This window comes from Terriglobia bacterium, from assembly GCA_020072565.1.
GTDB lineage: Bacteria > Acidobacteriota > UBA6911 > UBA6911 > UBA6911 > JAFNAG01.
Map to the genome: position 1 here is coordinate 1 of JAIQGI010000083.1, position 15884 is coordinate 15884.

Here is a 15884-nt window from a genome sequence, read left to right on the forward strand (position 1 = left end):
GACGACCAGGGATTCAAGATCACCGCACCGACCAAGCCTTGAGCCGGCTGTGAGCCGGGGATTCCTCGGGCGGCTTCAGCCGCAACCTCGACTTTCAGTCGAAAAGGAACCTACCGGCTTCAGCCGGTAGTGGTTTAGCGCCCTCTGTGTCAGGGAACACATTGGCGGCCTGAGCCGGAATGATAAAATATCCGGTACAGCCCGATTGAGGGCTCCATATAAGGAGATCGCAGGAGGCAATATGGTAAGAAATATCTCAACCATGGTGCTGGCCTTGATACTCGTTGTGGGCACTTCTTATGCGCAGACGCAATCGCCGGACCTCAAAAACCTGGAGAAGGAAGCCGGTCGTCTGGACGCAGATGCCGCGAAGATGAGTGGATCGGACGCACCCTTGGTGGCCATTTCAAAACAGCTCGGAATTCCAATCGACACCCTTAAGAACGAGAAACAGAGCACGAATTTCGGATACGGCCAGCTGTTTATTGCCAATGCCCTGGCCCAGTCGACAGGAAAGAGCTTTGACCAGCTCGCCCAGGAATTCCAGCAAGGAAAGGGTTGGGGGGAAATTGCCAAAGAGAACGGCGTGAAGTTGGGACACGTCGTGAGCGGAATAAAGCACGCCGACAAGCAGATGAAGCATGAACATCAAAGCCAACTGCGGGCCCAGCACAACATGGCGGCACAACAGAACCGCGCCTCGGGGCACAGCCCGGTCCGGAAGGGATCCAAGCGCTGAAAGGCACCTAATCAACCAAGTGCCCGCCTGCAGGCGGGCACCTTTTGGTGACAACGACTGATCCGGAAGCAAGCCCTCCATGTGGCTGCTCCCGTTGAAAGGTGGGCACCACGTCCTCCATTTTTGCGGCACTCACAAGGTAAATGCCCGATCAGTTATTGAGGAAATCGTAATGCTGGCGCAGACAATCTATTCCCGAGTGTCTTTGGGGCGGCTTTTGGTTCTCGCTCTTGTCCTGACCCTCCCGGAAGCGCGCAGCTTAGCGGCGCCGCAGGCAGATAAGAAAGGACTTCTGCTATCTCTGGGTTTTGCCGGCAATTCTGATCAGGCCGGTCGGATCTTCAAATTGAGTGATGCCGTCGGATACAGGTTCAACAAGCATTTTGAGGTGACCGCCGGCCTGCCCGTGTATTTTGTCATGGCCTCGAGCACTGGCGTGACCCAGGGATTCGTTTCCAACAACGGCATCGGCAATGCTTATCTCGAACTGAGAGGGCTGGCGAGCAACGATGATTGGTATTTCAGCACCACCCTCCGGGGAAGTGCCCCCACCGGGGATTCGCAGAAAGGTTTCAGCACCGGGCGCGTGACCGTCGATTGGTCCAACTACCTCGAGAGAACCATCGGCAGATTCACCCCTTTCGGCAACGCGGGCATGGGCAACACGATTTCCGACACTCATTTCTTTTACCGTCCTTTCACTACCTTGGGAGTCGTCGGACACTTCGAGGGCGGCACCAATTTCCAGATTTTCGATCCTGTGAGCGTAGGGGCTTCCGTGTACTCAGATGTTCCAAAAGGTGAACAGAAAGTGTTCAGCAAGCTGATTCCGCGCGGTCAAGCTGGCAATCCGGCCAAGCTCGGCGGTCACGGGAGGGTCTTTGAAATCCAAAGCGTCGTCGTCGGCACCGCGGATATTGCCAGAGACCATGGCGTCGCCGGTTGGCTGGATTTGTACCCATCATCCAGTCTGAGCCTCGAGATTGGATACAGCCGAAGCATGCGTTTTGATTACAACACGCTTTTCTTCTCAGTCGACTTCGATCTCGGCAAGCTCATCCGCAAATCCCTACAGTGAGTGTCCGGCATGGGTGCAATTGCCGGTCTTCTGCTTTTGTGCTTCGCTCTCTTTTTGTAACGAAATCGAGCTGGAACCGTATCAACAATCAGGCAATCACGTTGGCGATGAGTCACGGCGCAGACTGTTGAGGCCAACGCGAGCGCTGTGAGCTTGTTGCCCCGGAATATCCGCTCCCGTGACACGGTTCCAGCCGGCGGGAGGACATGGAGGTTTGAGTGGCCCCGATGAGGTTCCTGCCCAGCCGCACGGTCTCGTCGATTGGCATTGTCGTAGCTCTCGCGGTGATCCTGGCAGTTCTCGCCGTGTTGCAGTATCGCTGGAGCGGCCAGGTCAGCGAGGCCGAGCGCGAGCGAATGCAGGCCAGCCTGAGAAACGCCACCACCCAGTTTCGACAGGAGTTCAACCGCGATCTTCAGCAGCTGGGGCAGTCATTTCAACCCGATCCGACAATCCTGGCGAGCAGGGACTGGCAACGTTACGCCCGGAGCTCTGCCGACCTTTTGACCGGTGCCGAGAGATCCCTGGCGAGTTCAGTTTATCTCTGGATTGCCGGAGATGACGCAAATCCGCAACTTCTGAAACTGATGCCGGATGCGAAATCCTTCGCCTCCGTTCCGTGGCCGGCCCGATTCGAGGGCGTGCGCGAACGGTACGAACGTACATTTGTGGGCTCCGCGCGGCCGCCTGCCGACGTTCGTCCTTTTTCCTGGACCATGATTTCCGGGATCCCGCTGTTGCTTCATCCCCTCATGGTGTTCCAACCCCCGTCCGAGCCCCCCACGGCGAATGTGCATTTCCTCGGGTATCTGATGGTAGAGTTGAGCCTGGATTCCATCCGGGCTGAGCTGCTCCCCGAACTCGCTCAGAGATATTTTGGAGGTCCGGACGGCTTCATTTATAAAGTCGCCATCCTCAGCGGGCGCGATCCTGGCGCGATCATCTATCAGTCCGATCCCAACCTGCCGGCTGCGGCTTTCGCATCGCCTGATGCAAGTGTCCCTCTGCTGGATGAGTCCCGGGCGCGCATGGGCCGAAGGGGCCCGGGCATGGGCGGCGATCTGAGACCGCCGAACCCGGATGCCCCGCGCCCGGCGTTCGTCCCGTCCGGTCGGGGCAGGGGACGCGGCTCACCCGGAATTCTGGCCGGCAACGACGGTACCGACTGGGAGTTGATCGTAAAACACAGCCAGGGCTCGCTCGAGGCTGTGGTGGCCGGCCTGCGGCGGCGGAACCTGGCAATCAGCTTCGGCATCCTGCTGATGCTGGCCTCGAGTATGGCTTTGATCATCGCCTACACACAGAGAGCACAGCGTCTTGCCCAGCTCCAGATGGATTTTGTTGCAGGAGTTTCCCATGAGCTTAGGACGCCCCTGGCGGTGATTTGTTCGGCGGGTGACAATCTTGCGGAAGGAGTGGTCGCGGATTCGAGTCAGCAGATCCGGCAGTACGGCGAACTCGTTCGTGATGAGGGATGGAGGCTTACCGGCATGGTGGAGCAGATCCTCCAGTTCGCCAGTCATCAGAAAGGACGCCGGCAATACAACCTCACTCCGGTTCGGGCGGACGAGATCACCGAGAAGGCGCTGGAGAAGGTTCGTCCCATGATTGAAGCCGCCGGATTTGCGTTGGAAAAAAGCATCCAACAGGATCCGGCTCGGGTCAATGTAGATGCACATGCTTTGTCTCAGTGCATCGAAAACCTGATCAGCAATGCCTTGAAATACTCGGGAGGAAGTCGCTGGCTGGCGGTGCGAACGCAGCGCGCTCAGGGGGGAAAAGGCTCAGAGCTGCTGCTCACCGTTGAAGACCGGGGAATGGGAATCGAGCCCGCTGACCTTCCGCACATTTTCGACCCTTTTTATCGGGGTCGTGCGGCTACGGCTGCTCAGATTCATGGCACCGGTCTCGGCCTCTGTATGGCTCGCGAGGCTGTGGTCGCCATGGGAGGGAGCATCAGCGTCAAGACCACTCCGGGCAGGGGCAGCGCGTTCACGATCCATCTGCCCGCGCTGCCGCCTGAAGAAGCAGAATTGTCGGCCGGGCCGGTGCAGTCATGATGGCGAAGAGTGAGTGTGCATGGATGGCCGAGTGCCATCGGCATCTCCCGTTTCGCAATCCGATGCAGCCCTTTGACTGTTCCGAACACTACTCCGGGGTATAAGATCCTGCCATGGAGCAAAGAATCTTGCTGATCGAGGATGAGCCGGGATTACGCCTCACCCTCAGCGATCGGCTGCACAGAGAGGGATACAGAGTGGAAGCCGCCTCCGACGGCGAGGCCGGTTTCACTCAGGCTGCCGGCGGCGATTTTGATCTGATCATCCTCGATCTCATGCTTCCGAAAAAAAACGGATTCGACGTTTGCCGCGACCTGCGGCAGGCGGGGCTGGAAACGCCGATATTAATGCTCACCGCGCGCGATCAAATGGTGGACAAAGTTGTGGGCTTGAAGATAGGCGCCGATGACTACGTCACCAAGCCTTTCGAGATGATGGAGCTTCTTGCCCGCGTGGAAGCATTGTTGAGACGGGCAACCAAACAACCCGCAGAGGCGTCGGCAGTGCACCAATTCGGCTCCATCCGGGTTGATTTCCGCAAGACCGCAGTTTACCGCACGGGGAAAGTTGTCGCCCTTTCAGCCAAAGAGTTTCAGCTGCTTCGCTACTTCATCGAGAATCGGGGCGCCACACTCTCGCGGGAGAGGCTCCTCCAGGAAGTGTGGGGTTACACGTCCACGCCCTATACCCGCACCGTTGATGTCCACGTCGCCTGGCTTAGGCAGAAACTCGAAGACGATCCCAAACAGCCGCAGTGGATTGTGACGGTTCATGGGCTCGGCTATCGATTTGCCGGCTGAGCGTTCTGCGCAATTGTTAAAAGGATGTAAAGTACCTTTTTACCTCGATTTAAACTCCTCCACTCGCGCTTTGGCGTAAGACTTATTGCAGGCAATGGTATCCGGCGACTGCTTGCCGGAACCTCTGTTTCAATATTCGGGTGAAGGATGGCCATGGTGGATTCCACCGATCGGATTCTTGTAGAAAACACGCTGCGCGGGGATGAGCTTGCCTTCGCAGAATTAGTCCGTCGATATCAGACCGCAATCTGGCGTACGGTTCGTCGCAGGCTCGTCGATCGCTTGGAAAGTGAAGACGCGGTGCAGGAAATCTTCCTTCGCACCTACACTTCGCTCTACAGATTCGATACCAGCCGCCCTTTTGATCGCTGGATCATGCGCATCACGACCAATTACTGCATCGATGTCTTGCGCCATCGTCGATCTCAGCAGGCGCGGTTCTACGTAAGCTATCGGGAGACTCCGCTTCTCTGTGGCTGGAACCGGCAGGCACAAGACTCCTCCTCGTCTCCTTCAGAACTCCGCCAGGTCGCGCGCCTGCTGCTGAGCGCACTAAAACCGAACCATCGAAGTGCCTTCGTTTTGAGAGAGCTCAAGGGATTGGAATATGCTGAGATCGCACGCGCTCTGCAGATCTCCCCAGTGGCTGCCAGGGTTCGGGTATCTCGAGCACGCAAAGAGATGCACCGCAAGCTTCGCTCTATGAACGACCGGCGTTCCGCGGGCCTTCGGATGAATCGACTACATTCTCGAAGCCACGATCTTCCCCAGAGCGATGAGCTTCTCAATTGGGATTCTGGCGCCGGTCTTGCCTTCGAGTTCGGTGTTGAGCATCACGGCGAAAGCACCTTTGCGAAAAACCAGTATGAAAGAGGGTGAGTTTCCGGCCGGCCCTATGAAGCCTTCCTCACCGACGCCTGACACGGATGACTTGAACCCATTCTGGGAGGATCTGAATCCGACATATGAGTTTGCGGGAAGGAAGGTCGCCGACAAAATGAGCTTCCCGTCCTGACCGGCAAAATTCAAGTCCCCGTCAACGTCGGGACTTTTCGGCACCTGGTTGACCCCCTTGAGTCCTGTAACTTTCTCAATATCGGCGACAGTGAGAAATTTGGCGTACTGAAAGGCATCGGCCAGGCCCACAGAACCCAGACCAGCCAGAAGAAGTGACGCTGCCAGGATCGAGCTTTTCCTCCAGTTCATTCGAACCTCCCTTCGAAATCGACTCACTTTGTCCGTTATTTTCCCGATGAGGGGCCTCCTTCATCTGCATCTACTTGCGGTATGCTGCACCATGCACTACCACTTGTAGCGCATCCCCAGCTGCACGCTGCGCGGCGTCTCGAATCTCAGGGGGATGCGCCAGTATTGTGTCGGGGCCGTCACTTCCGTCTGGAGCAGAGGCTGGGCGCGATTCGCCAGATTGAAGACATCCAGAATTGCCGCCAACCTGCCCTCTCCCAGCGCGAAATCCCTCAAGAGGCGCACATCGATTGTTTCGTAGTGAGAGGTCATCGGTCCTGCTAAGGATCCTGCTCCTCCGGGGCCACGTTGTGTCGTCAGGACGCCGATGATCCCTTGATTGAGACCCATGATCGGAAGATACCTGCCGTAGGGCAGCCCGTCCTGATAGCTGACGATCACAGCCCCGCGCAGGTTCCAGGCCAGTCTGGAGGTTGCCCAGAGCCTTCCAAGGGTGCCCCGGTCGAAATAGGTGCTGCCTCTGGCCCAGGCGGCTTTGTTCGGATCGTCGAAGACGCCGAGATAAGCGCTCGTGTCATTTTCCTGTGCTGACATGCCCGGGGCTGTGGCGGCGACCGCCCGGTAGCGGGTCATTGCGGCTTCCGCCTGAATCCGGCCTGTGGAGAAGCTGATCTTCAGCTCAAGGCCTTCAGAAAAGCCATTGAGCCCGCCCGGATTGGTCAAAAGATAGCGGTCTTGCCCCAGAGTTTCCGGTCTCTGATTGAATGCGGAGATGAACCTGTCGTCAGCGGAGCCCACCATCCCATCCGGGCCCGGGTCGAACACCTGCACCGGAAGATATGCGGAAAAGGGTACACCCTGGTTGACCAGCGAAATGAGTTTGTGCTCAAACCGCCGGAATCCGAACATGTGGAAAGTGACACCGCGTGGGCCTTCCTGCGTGAGCCCAAAAGTCAGTTCAGTGGTTCTCGGATTCTTCAGCTTCGGGTCCATCCTGGTATACGGCGAACCATAAACCTTCAAAATCTGTGCATTTTCTCCTCCCTGAAATTGCCGGTCGCCGTTGGCATCGTCCCAGGAGTAGAGCCGTACTCCGAGGCCATCGGGGTTTGCGGCAGTCCAGATGCTTACGAGGGCCTGATCGTAGATTTGCGCTACGCCTGCCCGCAGCACAAGCGGGTACCGGTCAAGCACCTGGTACGCTGCCCCAAACCTCCCGGCAACATTTGTCCACATCAGAGAATTGGCAGTCTGTCCGGAGTACAGGAGATCTTGTCCCCGGGAGGAGTCGACAGAAGCTCCGAGAGTCAGGGTCAAGCGCGCGCAGGAAAAACTATCCGAGGCATGCAATTCCAACTGACTGACGCGATCCCGTGTTCGTACCGGCGTGTTGAGCATCTTTACTGAGTTGGCGGCACCCTCGAAAAACAGGAGATTCACACCATCGATGGCGGAGTAATCCTGCATCAGAGACATCCGATGGTAACTCACTCCCGTCGACACCCTGTGATCCGAATTCCCGGCGCCCTTGCGTACGGTCGAGAAAACTGCGGATCCTTCGGTCGAACCGGCGTCGGAGGAAATCGCCAGTGGCGCCGGTCCTCTGCTGGTGTTGCTCAGCATCTCGATCATAGTCCGGGGTGAAGGGGAATCCGGCACCCCGAAGAGAGCGTATCCCGGGAAGACATCCTCACAGCTCTGCCCCCGAGCGTCGCGCTGGAAATGCGTTTTCACGTTGCCAAGTGCCACCCCGAATCTGAAATCCAGAAGGCTCTTTGCAGAGAGATATCGCGTCCATACCGCTTGCACAGCGTGATAGGAACGCTTTTGGTCCAGCGCTGATTCCCTGGTGACCTGGGGGCTTGATCCTGCCTCGGGCTCGCCCAACTGCTGTGCTGACCCATACAAACCCAGCTGATCCCGGGCCGACAACTGACCCGAAAGATCGAAAGCCTCCTGGAACACGGTGGCGGACACGGGCAATGGATGATTACGGATACGCTTTTCGAGGTCTCGAACCGAGATGGAGCCGAAGTAGGTCCAGGGCCGGCTCCACAACGGCCCTCCCAGCTGCACGCCGCCGTTCACAAAATGCTTCCATCTTTCGTCGGATTCCGTAAGGCCGAAAAAGCGGTCGCGGGTGGTCGGGTTGCTGTTCTGCAGCGCCCCGCTTTGAAAGAAAGCCTGGGCCTGGCCGTGCAATTCGCGCTCTCCCGACTTCGGTATGAATTCCAGATGGGCACCGGGGCCCGTGTGCCGGGTTGGAGAGTCGCCGGCCGTGTAGATGATTGCCTCCATGGCCGCCAGGTCGGGAAAGGCAAGGATCCCGTCGCCGGCAGGGTGGCTGATGGTCATCCCATTCAGCAAAGCCTGGTTCTGAGTCCAGGAACTGCCGCGCACGCCGAGCAAAAGCTGGCGCTGACTGTTCAGTCCCGAAATGTCGTAGCGTTCCGCCACTAGCGATGCCTCGGTGTGGTTCAGAAGCGACCAAAGGTGCTCTGTACTCGGCAGTAATTCGATCTGCTTCTCGGTGAGGACCCGCTCGGGTTGCCAGACATCCCGGGTCCGAGCGGATTGTGCCTTGATCTCCCAAGTGCCCGGCCCGGAGTCGTCTTCCCCGCTGAAATGAAGCACAACCGTCAAGTGCAGGGGAGTGCCGGGGCCGACCAGAGCCTCATACGTGCCGACTTCGGGAGTCGACGTGTGCCGGAAACTGAGTGTGTGGCGGCCGGGAAAAGCAAAATGGAAGAAAAAGCAGCCGGAGGAATCTGCGAGGAGGGAGATCGACCGCCCGTTTTGCGTCCATTGAATCTGCGTGTCAGGAATCGGTGTGCCGTCCGGTGTAGACACGGACCCGGAAATCGTAGAAGTCGGAAATTGAGCAGGCGAGGTCGTTGCAGGCACAAGCAGCAAAACCAGGACGGGGATCCAACCAGGAAAGCGTCCGCGAATCACGCCTGCCTCGCACAGCAGGAACGCCGGCTATTTGCTGGACGCTGCATGGCAAAAAGTTGCGTTGGGTAGAAATTCGGCATGAGACCTGAGATTCTCTCCAGGAGAACATTGTTATATCGAGAGAGTTTCAGGAGCAAGCGAAATTCTGAGCCATGAGTCTCTTGTATTCGATTGAAAGATATACTACATAGGATTGCGTGAATTCCATCTCAGCCCGACTTCGATAGAAAGGACCATCGAAATGGACAAAAAAGCCATAGAGAAGAGGAATCGGGTCGCGCAGTGGGCCTTTGACACCAGCCCGCTCTTGGGAAGATTCCATCTGTGGCTGGAAGATGTCGAAGTGGATTGGATCCGCGGCACCCGCCGGACGAAGTTGAGCGACAGCATCTCTTTCGTGGATGCCAAGATGGAAAGGATGTTCATGATGACCGCTGCCGTGACTGCGCTGGGCACGCAGCTGTTCGGGCGCTACGGCGAGGGCCTTCATCTGGACAAGAAAGGTCTGAACCAGGTTAAAAAAGATGCCGATGCCATTTCCGCCTACGCGATGAGCGAGTCCTTGTGGTATCTCTCGCGCTCCCTGCCGGAGAATCACGCGATCATGGTCTGTCTGGGGGAAGGGCTGATGCCCAAGGCAGGGGAAACACCCGAAATGGGTTCCAATCCCCTGCTCGGATTCGGCAGGATTTACGCAAGGCCACAGGTCGCGCGCTTCCTGGAAGGCAGGGTCCATCAGCTGATCAATTCGGAAACATACCGGTGGGATGACTTTCATCGTGATTTGAACGACGCCGGGATAACCGTCTGGGGCACAGCGATCGACACACTCGAGAACACCTCCCGGTTCGCGCAAGGCGCAACAACGGGCCCCCTGACCGTATTACATATCTTCGATCAACCCCTGTGCATTACCAAACCTTACGAGGGCTACATGGGGAACCTCGTCCTGCCCCGCGAGGTTGTGGAAAACGCTGGCAAGGAGTCATGGCTGGTTAATTTCTTCACACCGAGGGCGAAAGTACTCGAGTCCATCAAAATCAGCTATCCCGACATCAAAAACAAAAACGTACACGTGTGGACTTTGCGGGGCAAGAGCCGGGTCCACCGCATCGGGAGGATCTGGGAGGCGTGGCAGGCGCTCGGCGCGGATCTGATCGACGACGGGTGGGTACTGCCCAACGGGCACAAGGCCTTTACGGATTCCGGAACCTATGCGCCCACGTTCCAGGTGGGAACATGGAAAGACGCTGCCGGTGAAACCCATCTGTTTATCGTGGACGGTTACGCTGCATCGGCCGAAGCGATTCAGGCAGCCAGCCTGTATCCGATCCTTGGTCTGGACGTATCCCTCGCCATTTTCTCATCGACATTCGAATTGGGTTACGACCGTGAACCCCTGATCATGAGAATGGATCCAGCCGCGGAGGATTTCGGCGAGCAGCTGTACCGAATCTTTGGGAGGGAACTCGACAAGGAGACCATCGAACAATATAGGAACAACATCCTTCAGGCCAAAAGTGCAGGGATTCCGCTGAACAAAGGTGTTCTCTCTGCGGACGATTTCCTTCCCGGCAAAAATTGGGACGTCATGGCTGTCTCGGGGTACATGCTGCCGGATCCCTACACAGGGGCTCCCGGGATTCAAAAGATCAGCGAAAACTCCTACCGGGTGACGGTTCGCCTGTCCACGACCAAAGGCGACAAACGCACCACATTTACACTGCGCCTGCTGGAGACGATTGGGAAGAGCAGGCTCATATTCAACCCTTTGCTCAACCGGTTTCTTCGCGGAGAAGATTACCGGGAGCGGCGGGTTACGATTTCCGACTCCGGAAGGATCCGGAATGAACTGCAGACCCTCTGCACAGAAGCCCTGGAGCATTTCGGCGAGAGCTGCATCCGACTTCACTTCAAACGTATTCCGGACGATGTCATCCCCCCTCAGGATCAGGTAAAGCTCCGGGAGATCCTCGGATGGTACAAGGAGAACCATCCGATCTGGTTCAAGTGGCTCGAACTCGACTGATCCAGGGTTTTTCATTATCGGCTTGGAGAGGCAGTGAAATGACAAGCCGGCGCGTTTGAACCTGGCCCCCTTTCGACACTTATCTCTGCAGGCGGGACCGCCACCTCGGCCGACTGCGGCGCCCTGGCGGGGTTTCCCGGAAAAGATTGCCACGAGCGGCGGGTTACGAATTCCAACTCCGGGAGGATCCGCAACGAACTGCAGACCGAGGCGTGGTCACTTCGGGAAGTTCATACGCCGCAGGAGGCTGTCAAACCTGGGGTCGGAGCGCAACGGATCGAAATCGGGATCTGCCTGGAGGTGGGCGAGGAAGGGGGCGCGTTCACGATAGGCGCGCTCCAGCCACTGAAATGCCGCGTCTGCCTCACCCGCCCGAGCGTAATATTGCGCGATCTCGATCAGATGACCGTAACCCTGCTTGGAGCGCGCAGCCAACGTTTCGGCTATACCCCGCATCGCTCCCCGCGGGCCGGCTCTCGCATAACCCTGATTCAGGGCATTTAACATCTCACGATCTTCTTTCCAGGAAAGCCGATACTGTGCCATCGCCTCGTCGTACAGGCCTTTGTGCCAGAGTGCATATCTCAAAAAATTAATGCCGAATATAGAGTCTGGAAACATTTTCTGAAACCTGCGGGCTTCTACCATCTGGTCATCGAATCGGCGCAGGAAACCGAGGTGTCCGGCTACGGGACCCACAACAAGCGGCGATTGGGGATCGAGTTTGGCGCCCTTTTCGACAAGCGCTAGCGATTCTTCCGCGTGTCCCTCCACCAGAAAGCAGTCGGCATATGGGTGATAGACGAGCGCGTCTGCCGGATTGAGTTCGAGGGCCAGTTTGAGCTCTTCCTTGGCTTTCGACCACTCCCAGTCGAAGTAGAGTTTGACCAGCCCACGCACTGCGTGCCCTTCGGCCAGCTTCGGATCCAGCTCGACCGCCTTATCCGCAGCTGCCCGAAACTTCCCGACCCGTGCAGGGTCGCTGAGCCCACTGCCCGCCACGCCTGCTATGGCACAGGCCATAGCCGTCCCTGCGTAAGCGGGCGCATACGAAGGATCGATGTCGATGGCCGCCTGGAAGAACTCCAGGGCTCTTTGAGTGCCCTCAGCGCTGGCTCTGTTGAGGTAATACCGGCCTCGAAGGTAGGCGTCCTGGGCTTTCGGGTCGACCGGCCGTGCACCCGACAGCCGAGCCTGCTGCTCGGGTGTCAGGCTGAGCTTGATCTGGCCCGCTATGGCGCGCGTCACCTCCGCGAGCATGGCCATCGTGTTGGCAAGTTCGCGGTCATAAGAATCAGCCCACAGATGCTCATCCGTCGATCCATTGATGAGCTGAGCGGTCACGCGGACATCGCTGCCGATTCGAAGCACCGAGCCTTCGATGACCGCATCCACGTTGAGCTCGCGCGCGATCTCCGGCACCTGCTTGTCGGTTTTCTGGTAGCGCATCACCGAGGTGCGCGATATCACCGTAAGCCCGGTTTTGGCCAGCTCGGTGATGAGGGCCTCGTGGACTCCTTCGACGAAGTACTCCTGCGCTTCGTCGCCCATCATGTTGCGAAACGGCAACACAGCGAGTGAGCGAATCTGCCGGGCCGGCCTGCCTATGAACCGCTCGCGGGGCGGGCCGAAGGTGTAGAAAGCTAGAAGGGCCATCAAGACGGCTCCCAGGACGGCAGCCGCGGCAATCCACCAGCGACGGAAACCCTTCGCGATGGATGGAGCAGCAGAGGGGCGCGCCTTGACTGCCTGCGCAGCCTCGAGCTCCTTCTTCAGATCTTCGAGCTCGTAGCGTACGTCGAGGGCGGATTGGTAGCGGCGGCCAGGATCCTTCTCGAGACAGCGGCGGATGATCTTCCCGAGAAAATCAGGCAATTCCACGCGTGCTTCCTTTACCGGCGCCGGTATGTCTCTCAGAATGCTCGACATCAACTCGGCGCGCGTCTTGCCTTGAAACGGACGCGTGCCGGTGGCCATTTCATGGAGAATAATGCCAAGCGAGAAGATATCCGATCGATGATCGACGGACTTGCCCTGTACCTGCTCCGGAGACATGTATGGGAATGTGCCTACCAGCTGGCCGGCCGCAGTCATCGTCTCTGTCGGCGGCTCAGCTTCCGCCACCGCGGCTGCCGGCTTGAGCTTGGCGAGGCCGAAGTCCAGGACTTTTATCTCGCCGCCTTCGGTCACCATGATGTTGCCGGGCTTCAGATCCCTGTGGACGATGCCCTTCTCGTGTGCGGCAGCGAGAGCGCCGGCCAACGGGATCCCTATGCTGAAGATCTTCTCGAGCGGGAGCCCGCCGACATGAACCAGCCCGGAGAGAGGTTCACCTTCGACCAACTCCATCGTAAGGAAGCGTGCGCTCTCCGACTCTTCCACCGAGTGGATCGTAACGATGTTGGGGTGGTTGAGCGCCGCCAGCGTTCTGGCTTCCCGTTCGAACCGTGCCACCCGATCCGCATCACAGGTGACGGACTCGGGTAGGACTTTGAGTGCGACGTTGCGGCCAAGGGTCGTATCTAGGGCCTTCCAGACGACTCCCATACCACCTTCGCCGATCTTCTCGATCAGCCGGTAATGGGAAAGCGTGTCACCCCTTCGGATCGGCATCGATCGCCTCCGGGCTTGACATCTCGTGAAGGTCCTGCGCGGGGTCAGGTGCGCGGCCCTGACGGAGTACATCCGCACGGACGCGAGTTTAGCGCTTTTGCGGAAGAGGTTACAATTGTTTCTCATCCTGCTCAGAAACGAATTCAGCAACAGGCAGCCGCGGCCGGGGTCTGATCTGAAAAGATCAAAATTGGGCAGCGACCATGATTCATCAAGATCCGACCCCATGAATATTTCTGAACCAAATACTATGTATAAGCGTATACCATGTGTAACCATGTACCAGAACGATGAGATCGACAACAAGATTACGCAACTGCGCAAGGGGATACTGGAGCTGGCGATCCTTACCGCCCTGTATCTAAGAACGCACTATGGGTATTCGCTTGTGCGGGATCTGACCGCCGCCGGAGCCCTTGACCTGAAAGAAGGGACCATTTATCCCATCCTGTCGCGCCTGGCCAAGGAAGGGCTGGTGCGCACCGAATGGGTGGAATCCAACCAGGGGCCACCGCGGAAGTATTATGCCCTGACCGACGCCGGCCGAGCCATGTGCGAGGCTCTGAACCGGGAATTCCGCCGACTTGTGGGATTGGTGGATGCCGCCGGGCAGGATATCGCAGCGGCTCCGGAAGCGCAGGCAACGAAAAAAATCATCATTGGGAACCCAGACCATGAATAGCGACTATCCGCAGGCTGTGGCGAGAATCGTGACCGATTACCTGGAGCGTTTGTCCGCACGCCTGAAGGGAATGCCGGACATCGACCGCCAGGAAGTGGTGAACGAGATACGCTCCCATATTTATGAATCATACACAGACGAGAGCGCGGGCGACGAGATTGAGCGCATTCTGAAGGTGCTCAGGAGACTGGGTGACCCGGCCGACGTGATTGCCAGTCGCATGCCGCAAGCCGTCACCCGTCTCGGCAGGGGTAAGAAGGCGCCACTTTATATCGTCGCTGGCGTGCTGATTGCCCTATTCGGCGTGCCGCTAGGCCTCGGTGCACTGGCTCTCCTCGTCGGGTTCTTGGCCGGGCTGTTCGCCTTGTTGATCGGCTATTTTGGGGCCGCAGTTTCTCTGGTAGTAGCCGGCTTTGCCACCTCTGTTGTGAGTGCGATAGCCATCCTGGCTCCGGGTATCCTCTACACCGTCAACGACATGGTGGGAACGGAGATCATTTCGTTTGGGCCGTTCCAGCACAATCCCCAGGCAGCCGGCGTCCTCGGGTTGATCGTCTCATTGATCATACTCGCGGTAGGGCTGCTGATGTTGTGGTCCGGCAAGCACTTCTGGCGTGGATTTCGCTTTGTCGTCGTTCTGATCGTCGAGAAGGTGCGTGGCATCTTCTGCCGCTTTGTCGGGTCCGTTCCTGATCCTTCCGCCAACGCCAAACCAGGACAGCGTCCGGTGAGCTCCATTCGCTTGGAAGCAGAAAATGATGGTCTGTAAGGGGCGATTCTGGGCCCTAACCTGAACTATCAGTGAAGTTGGACGGCAAGCAGAAAAGAACCGGGGAATTGGCCGCAACACGATCAAAAATGTCGGCGTTCGTCTGCGTTCTTCGGCGTTCAGAGATATTCGCACGTGGCACTACGACGGCGACCAACCTATCTTCGTATGGGCCAGCCCCCCCTGCACCGAGTTCTCCAAGTTCACACAACCAGATAGCTGGCACCCCGACAAGAAGTACCCCGATCTGTCCCTCATGCTCGCATGCAAGCGTATCGTCGACGAGAGCAATCCCATGTATTGGGTCATCGAGAACGTGCGCGGCGCTGTCCCCTTTTTCGAGCCTCACCTTGGCAAACCCGCCCGCATCTTCGGCGCCTTCCACCTGTGGGGCCATCTACCCCCCATCGGCGAGATCCCTTTCTCCCGGCTCATCAACAACGGTCGCCACGATCACTCCCCAGCCAACAGAGCGAAGATACCCCATCCCCTCAGCTATCGCTTCGCCTACACAATCGAAAGGCAGATGACACTATGGCCGATACTCTAGCTCAGCTCACCGACAAGCTCCAAGCGATCCTGCTCGACGACGGCACTCTCTTCTCCGATGCCACCTGCGAGGCTGCGATCCGCCAGGCGCTCAAGACCCTCAACCTGCGCCTTCCCATCCACGCCGCGACCTATCTCGACGTGGTCACCGGCCAGTATGTCTACGAACTGACCGAGGCCGAGGCCGGCGCAGTCCCCTATCAAATCTACGACGTCCTGCTCGCCGACCCTGCCGGGGGCGAGCATGACATGAGCCTCACGTTCGAGCCCTACACCGAGGACGAACGCCTGTTCTTTCGCCTCCGCACTCCCTCTCTCGCCGGCCAGCTGCTCGTGCGCTACACCCTCCTGCACACGATCAATGGCTTGGACAGCGCCACCGAGACCACATTCCAGGCACTCTA

12 protein-coding genes are annotated in these 15884 nt (G+C 58.1%); 10 read left to right on the plus strand and 2 right to left on the minus strand.

What is annotated here, in order from left to right; translation table 11 throughout:
• The first annotated feature begins 241 nt into the window (after positions 1-241).
• The 5 genes from LAP85_27680 (at position 242) to LAP85_27700 (ending at position 5556) form a co-directional block, all read left to right on the plus strand.
• Positions 242-739 (plus strand): hypothetical protein, encoded by a 498-nt coding sequence (locus LAP85_27680; protein ID MBZ5500193.1) that lies wholly within the window; start codon positions 242-244, stop codon positions 737-739.
• A 172-nt stretch (positions 740-911) separates the two neighbouring features.
• A complete protein-coding gene (locus LAP85_27685) occupies positions 912-1817 on the plus strand; it encodes a hypothetical protein (protein MBZ5500194.1) in 906 nt (301 codons plus the stop codon).
• A 227-nt stretch (positions 1818-2044) separates the two neighbouring features.
• On the plus strand, positions 2045-3877 hold the full coding sequence (locus tag LAP85_27690; protein ID MBZ5500195.1) for a HAMP domain-containing histidine kinase: 1833 nt from the start codon (positions 2045-2047) through the stop codon (positions 3875-3877).
• A gap of 113 nt (positions 3878-3990) precedes the next feature.
• On the plus strand, positions 3991-4677 hold the full coding sequence (locus tag LAP85_27695) for a response regulator transcription factor (protein ID MBZ5500196.1): 687 nt from the start codon (positions 3991-3993) through the stop codon (positions 4675-4677).
• Positions 4678-4830: 153 nt separating this feature from the next.
• Positions 4831-5556 (plus strand): RNA polymerase sigma factor, encoded by a 726-nt coding sequence (locus LAP85_27700; protein MBZ5500197.1) that lies wholly within the window; start codon positions 4831-4833, stop codon positions 5554-5556.
• A 423-nt stretch (positions 5557-5979) separates the two neighbouring features.
• Here LAP85_27700 and LAP85_27705 read toward each other — a convergent pair whose 3' ends face one another.
• Positions 5980-8733 (minus strand): hypothetical protein, encoded by a 2754-nt coding sequence (locus LAP85_27705; protein MBZ5500198.1) that lies wholly within the window; start codon positions 8731-8733, stop codon positions 5980-5982.
• 346 nt (positions 8734-9079) lie between these two features.
• Here LAP85_27705 and LAP85_27710 point away from each other — a divergent pair, with 346 nt between their 5' ends.
• The gene (locus LAP85_27710) at positions 9080-10867 is read left to right on the plus strand and encodes a hypothetical protein (GenBank protein ID MBZ5500199.1); all 1788 of its coding nucleotides are present in this window, start codon (positions 9080-9082) and stop codon (positions 10865-10867) included.
• A 216-nt stretch (positions 10868-11083) separates the two neighbouring features.
• On the opposite strand, the gene LAP85_27715 is transcribed toward LAP85_27710, so the two are convergent.
• Entirely contained in the window at positions 11084-13480 is a 2397-nt protein-coding gene (locus tag LAP85_27715) for a protein kinase (protein MBZ5500200.1), read from the minus strand.
• A 277-nt stretch (positions 13481-13757) separates the two neighbouring features.
• Between LAP85_27715 and LAP85_27720 the strand changes: the two genes are divergently transcribed.
• From LAP85_27720 to LAP85_27735, 4 genes are all read left to right on the plus strand, one after another.
• Positions 13758-14162, plus strand: a complete 405-nt coding sequence (locus tag LAP85_27720; GenBank protein ID MBZ5500201.1) for a PadR family transcriptional regulator — start codon at positions 13758-13760, stop codon at positions 14160-14162.
• Positions 14155-14931: a hypothetical protein gene (locus LAP85_27725; protein ID MBZ5500202.1), complete on the plus strand. Its 777-nt coding sequence runs from the start codon at positions 14155-14157 to the stop codon at positions 14929-14931. The genes LAP85_27720 and LAP85_27725 overlap by 8 nt, the downstream gene beginning before the upstream one ends.
• A 28-nt stretch (positions 14932-14959) precedes the next feature.
• Positions 14960-15481 (plus strand): DNA cytosine methyltransferase, encoded by a 522-nt coding sequence (locus LAP85_27730; protein ID MBZ5500203.1) that lies wholly within the window; start codon positions 14960-14962, stop codon positions 15479-15481.
• On the plus strand, positions 15466-15884 hold a 419-nt coding region (locus LAP85_27735; protein ID MBZ5500204.1), incomplete at its 3' end, for a hypothetical protein. The genes LAP85_27730 and LAP85_27735, both read left to right, overlap by 16 nt.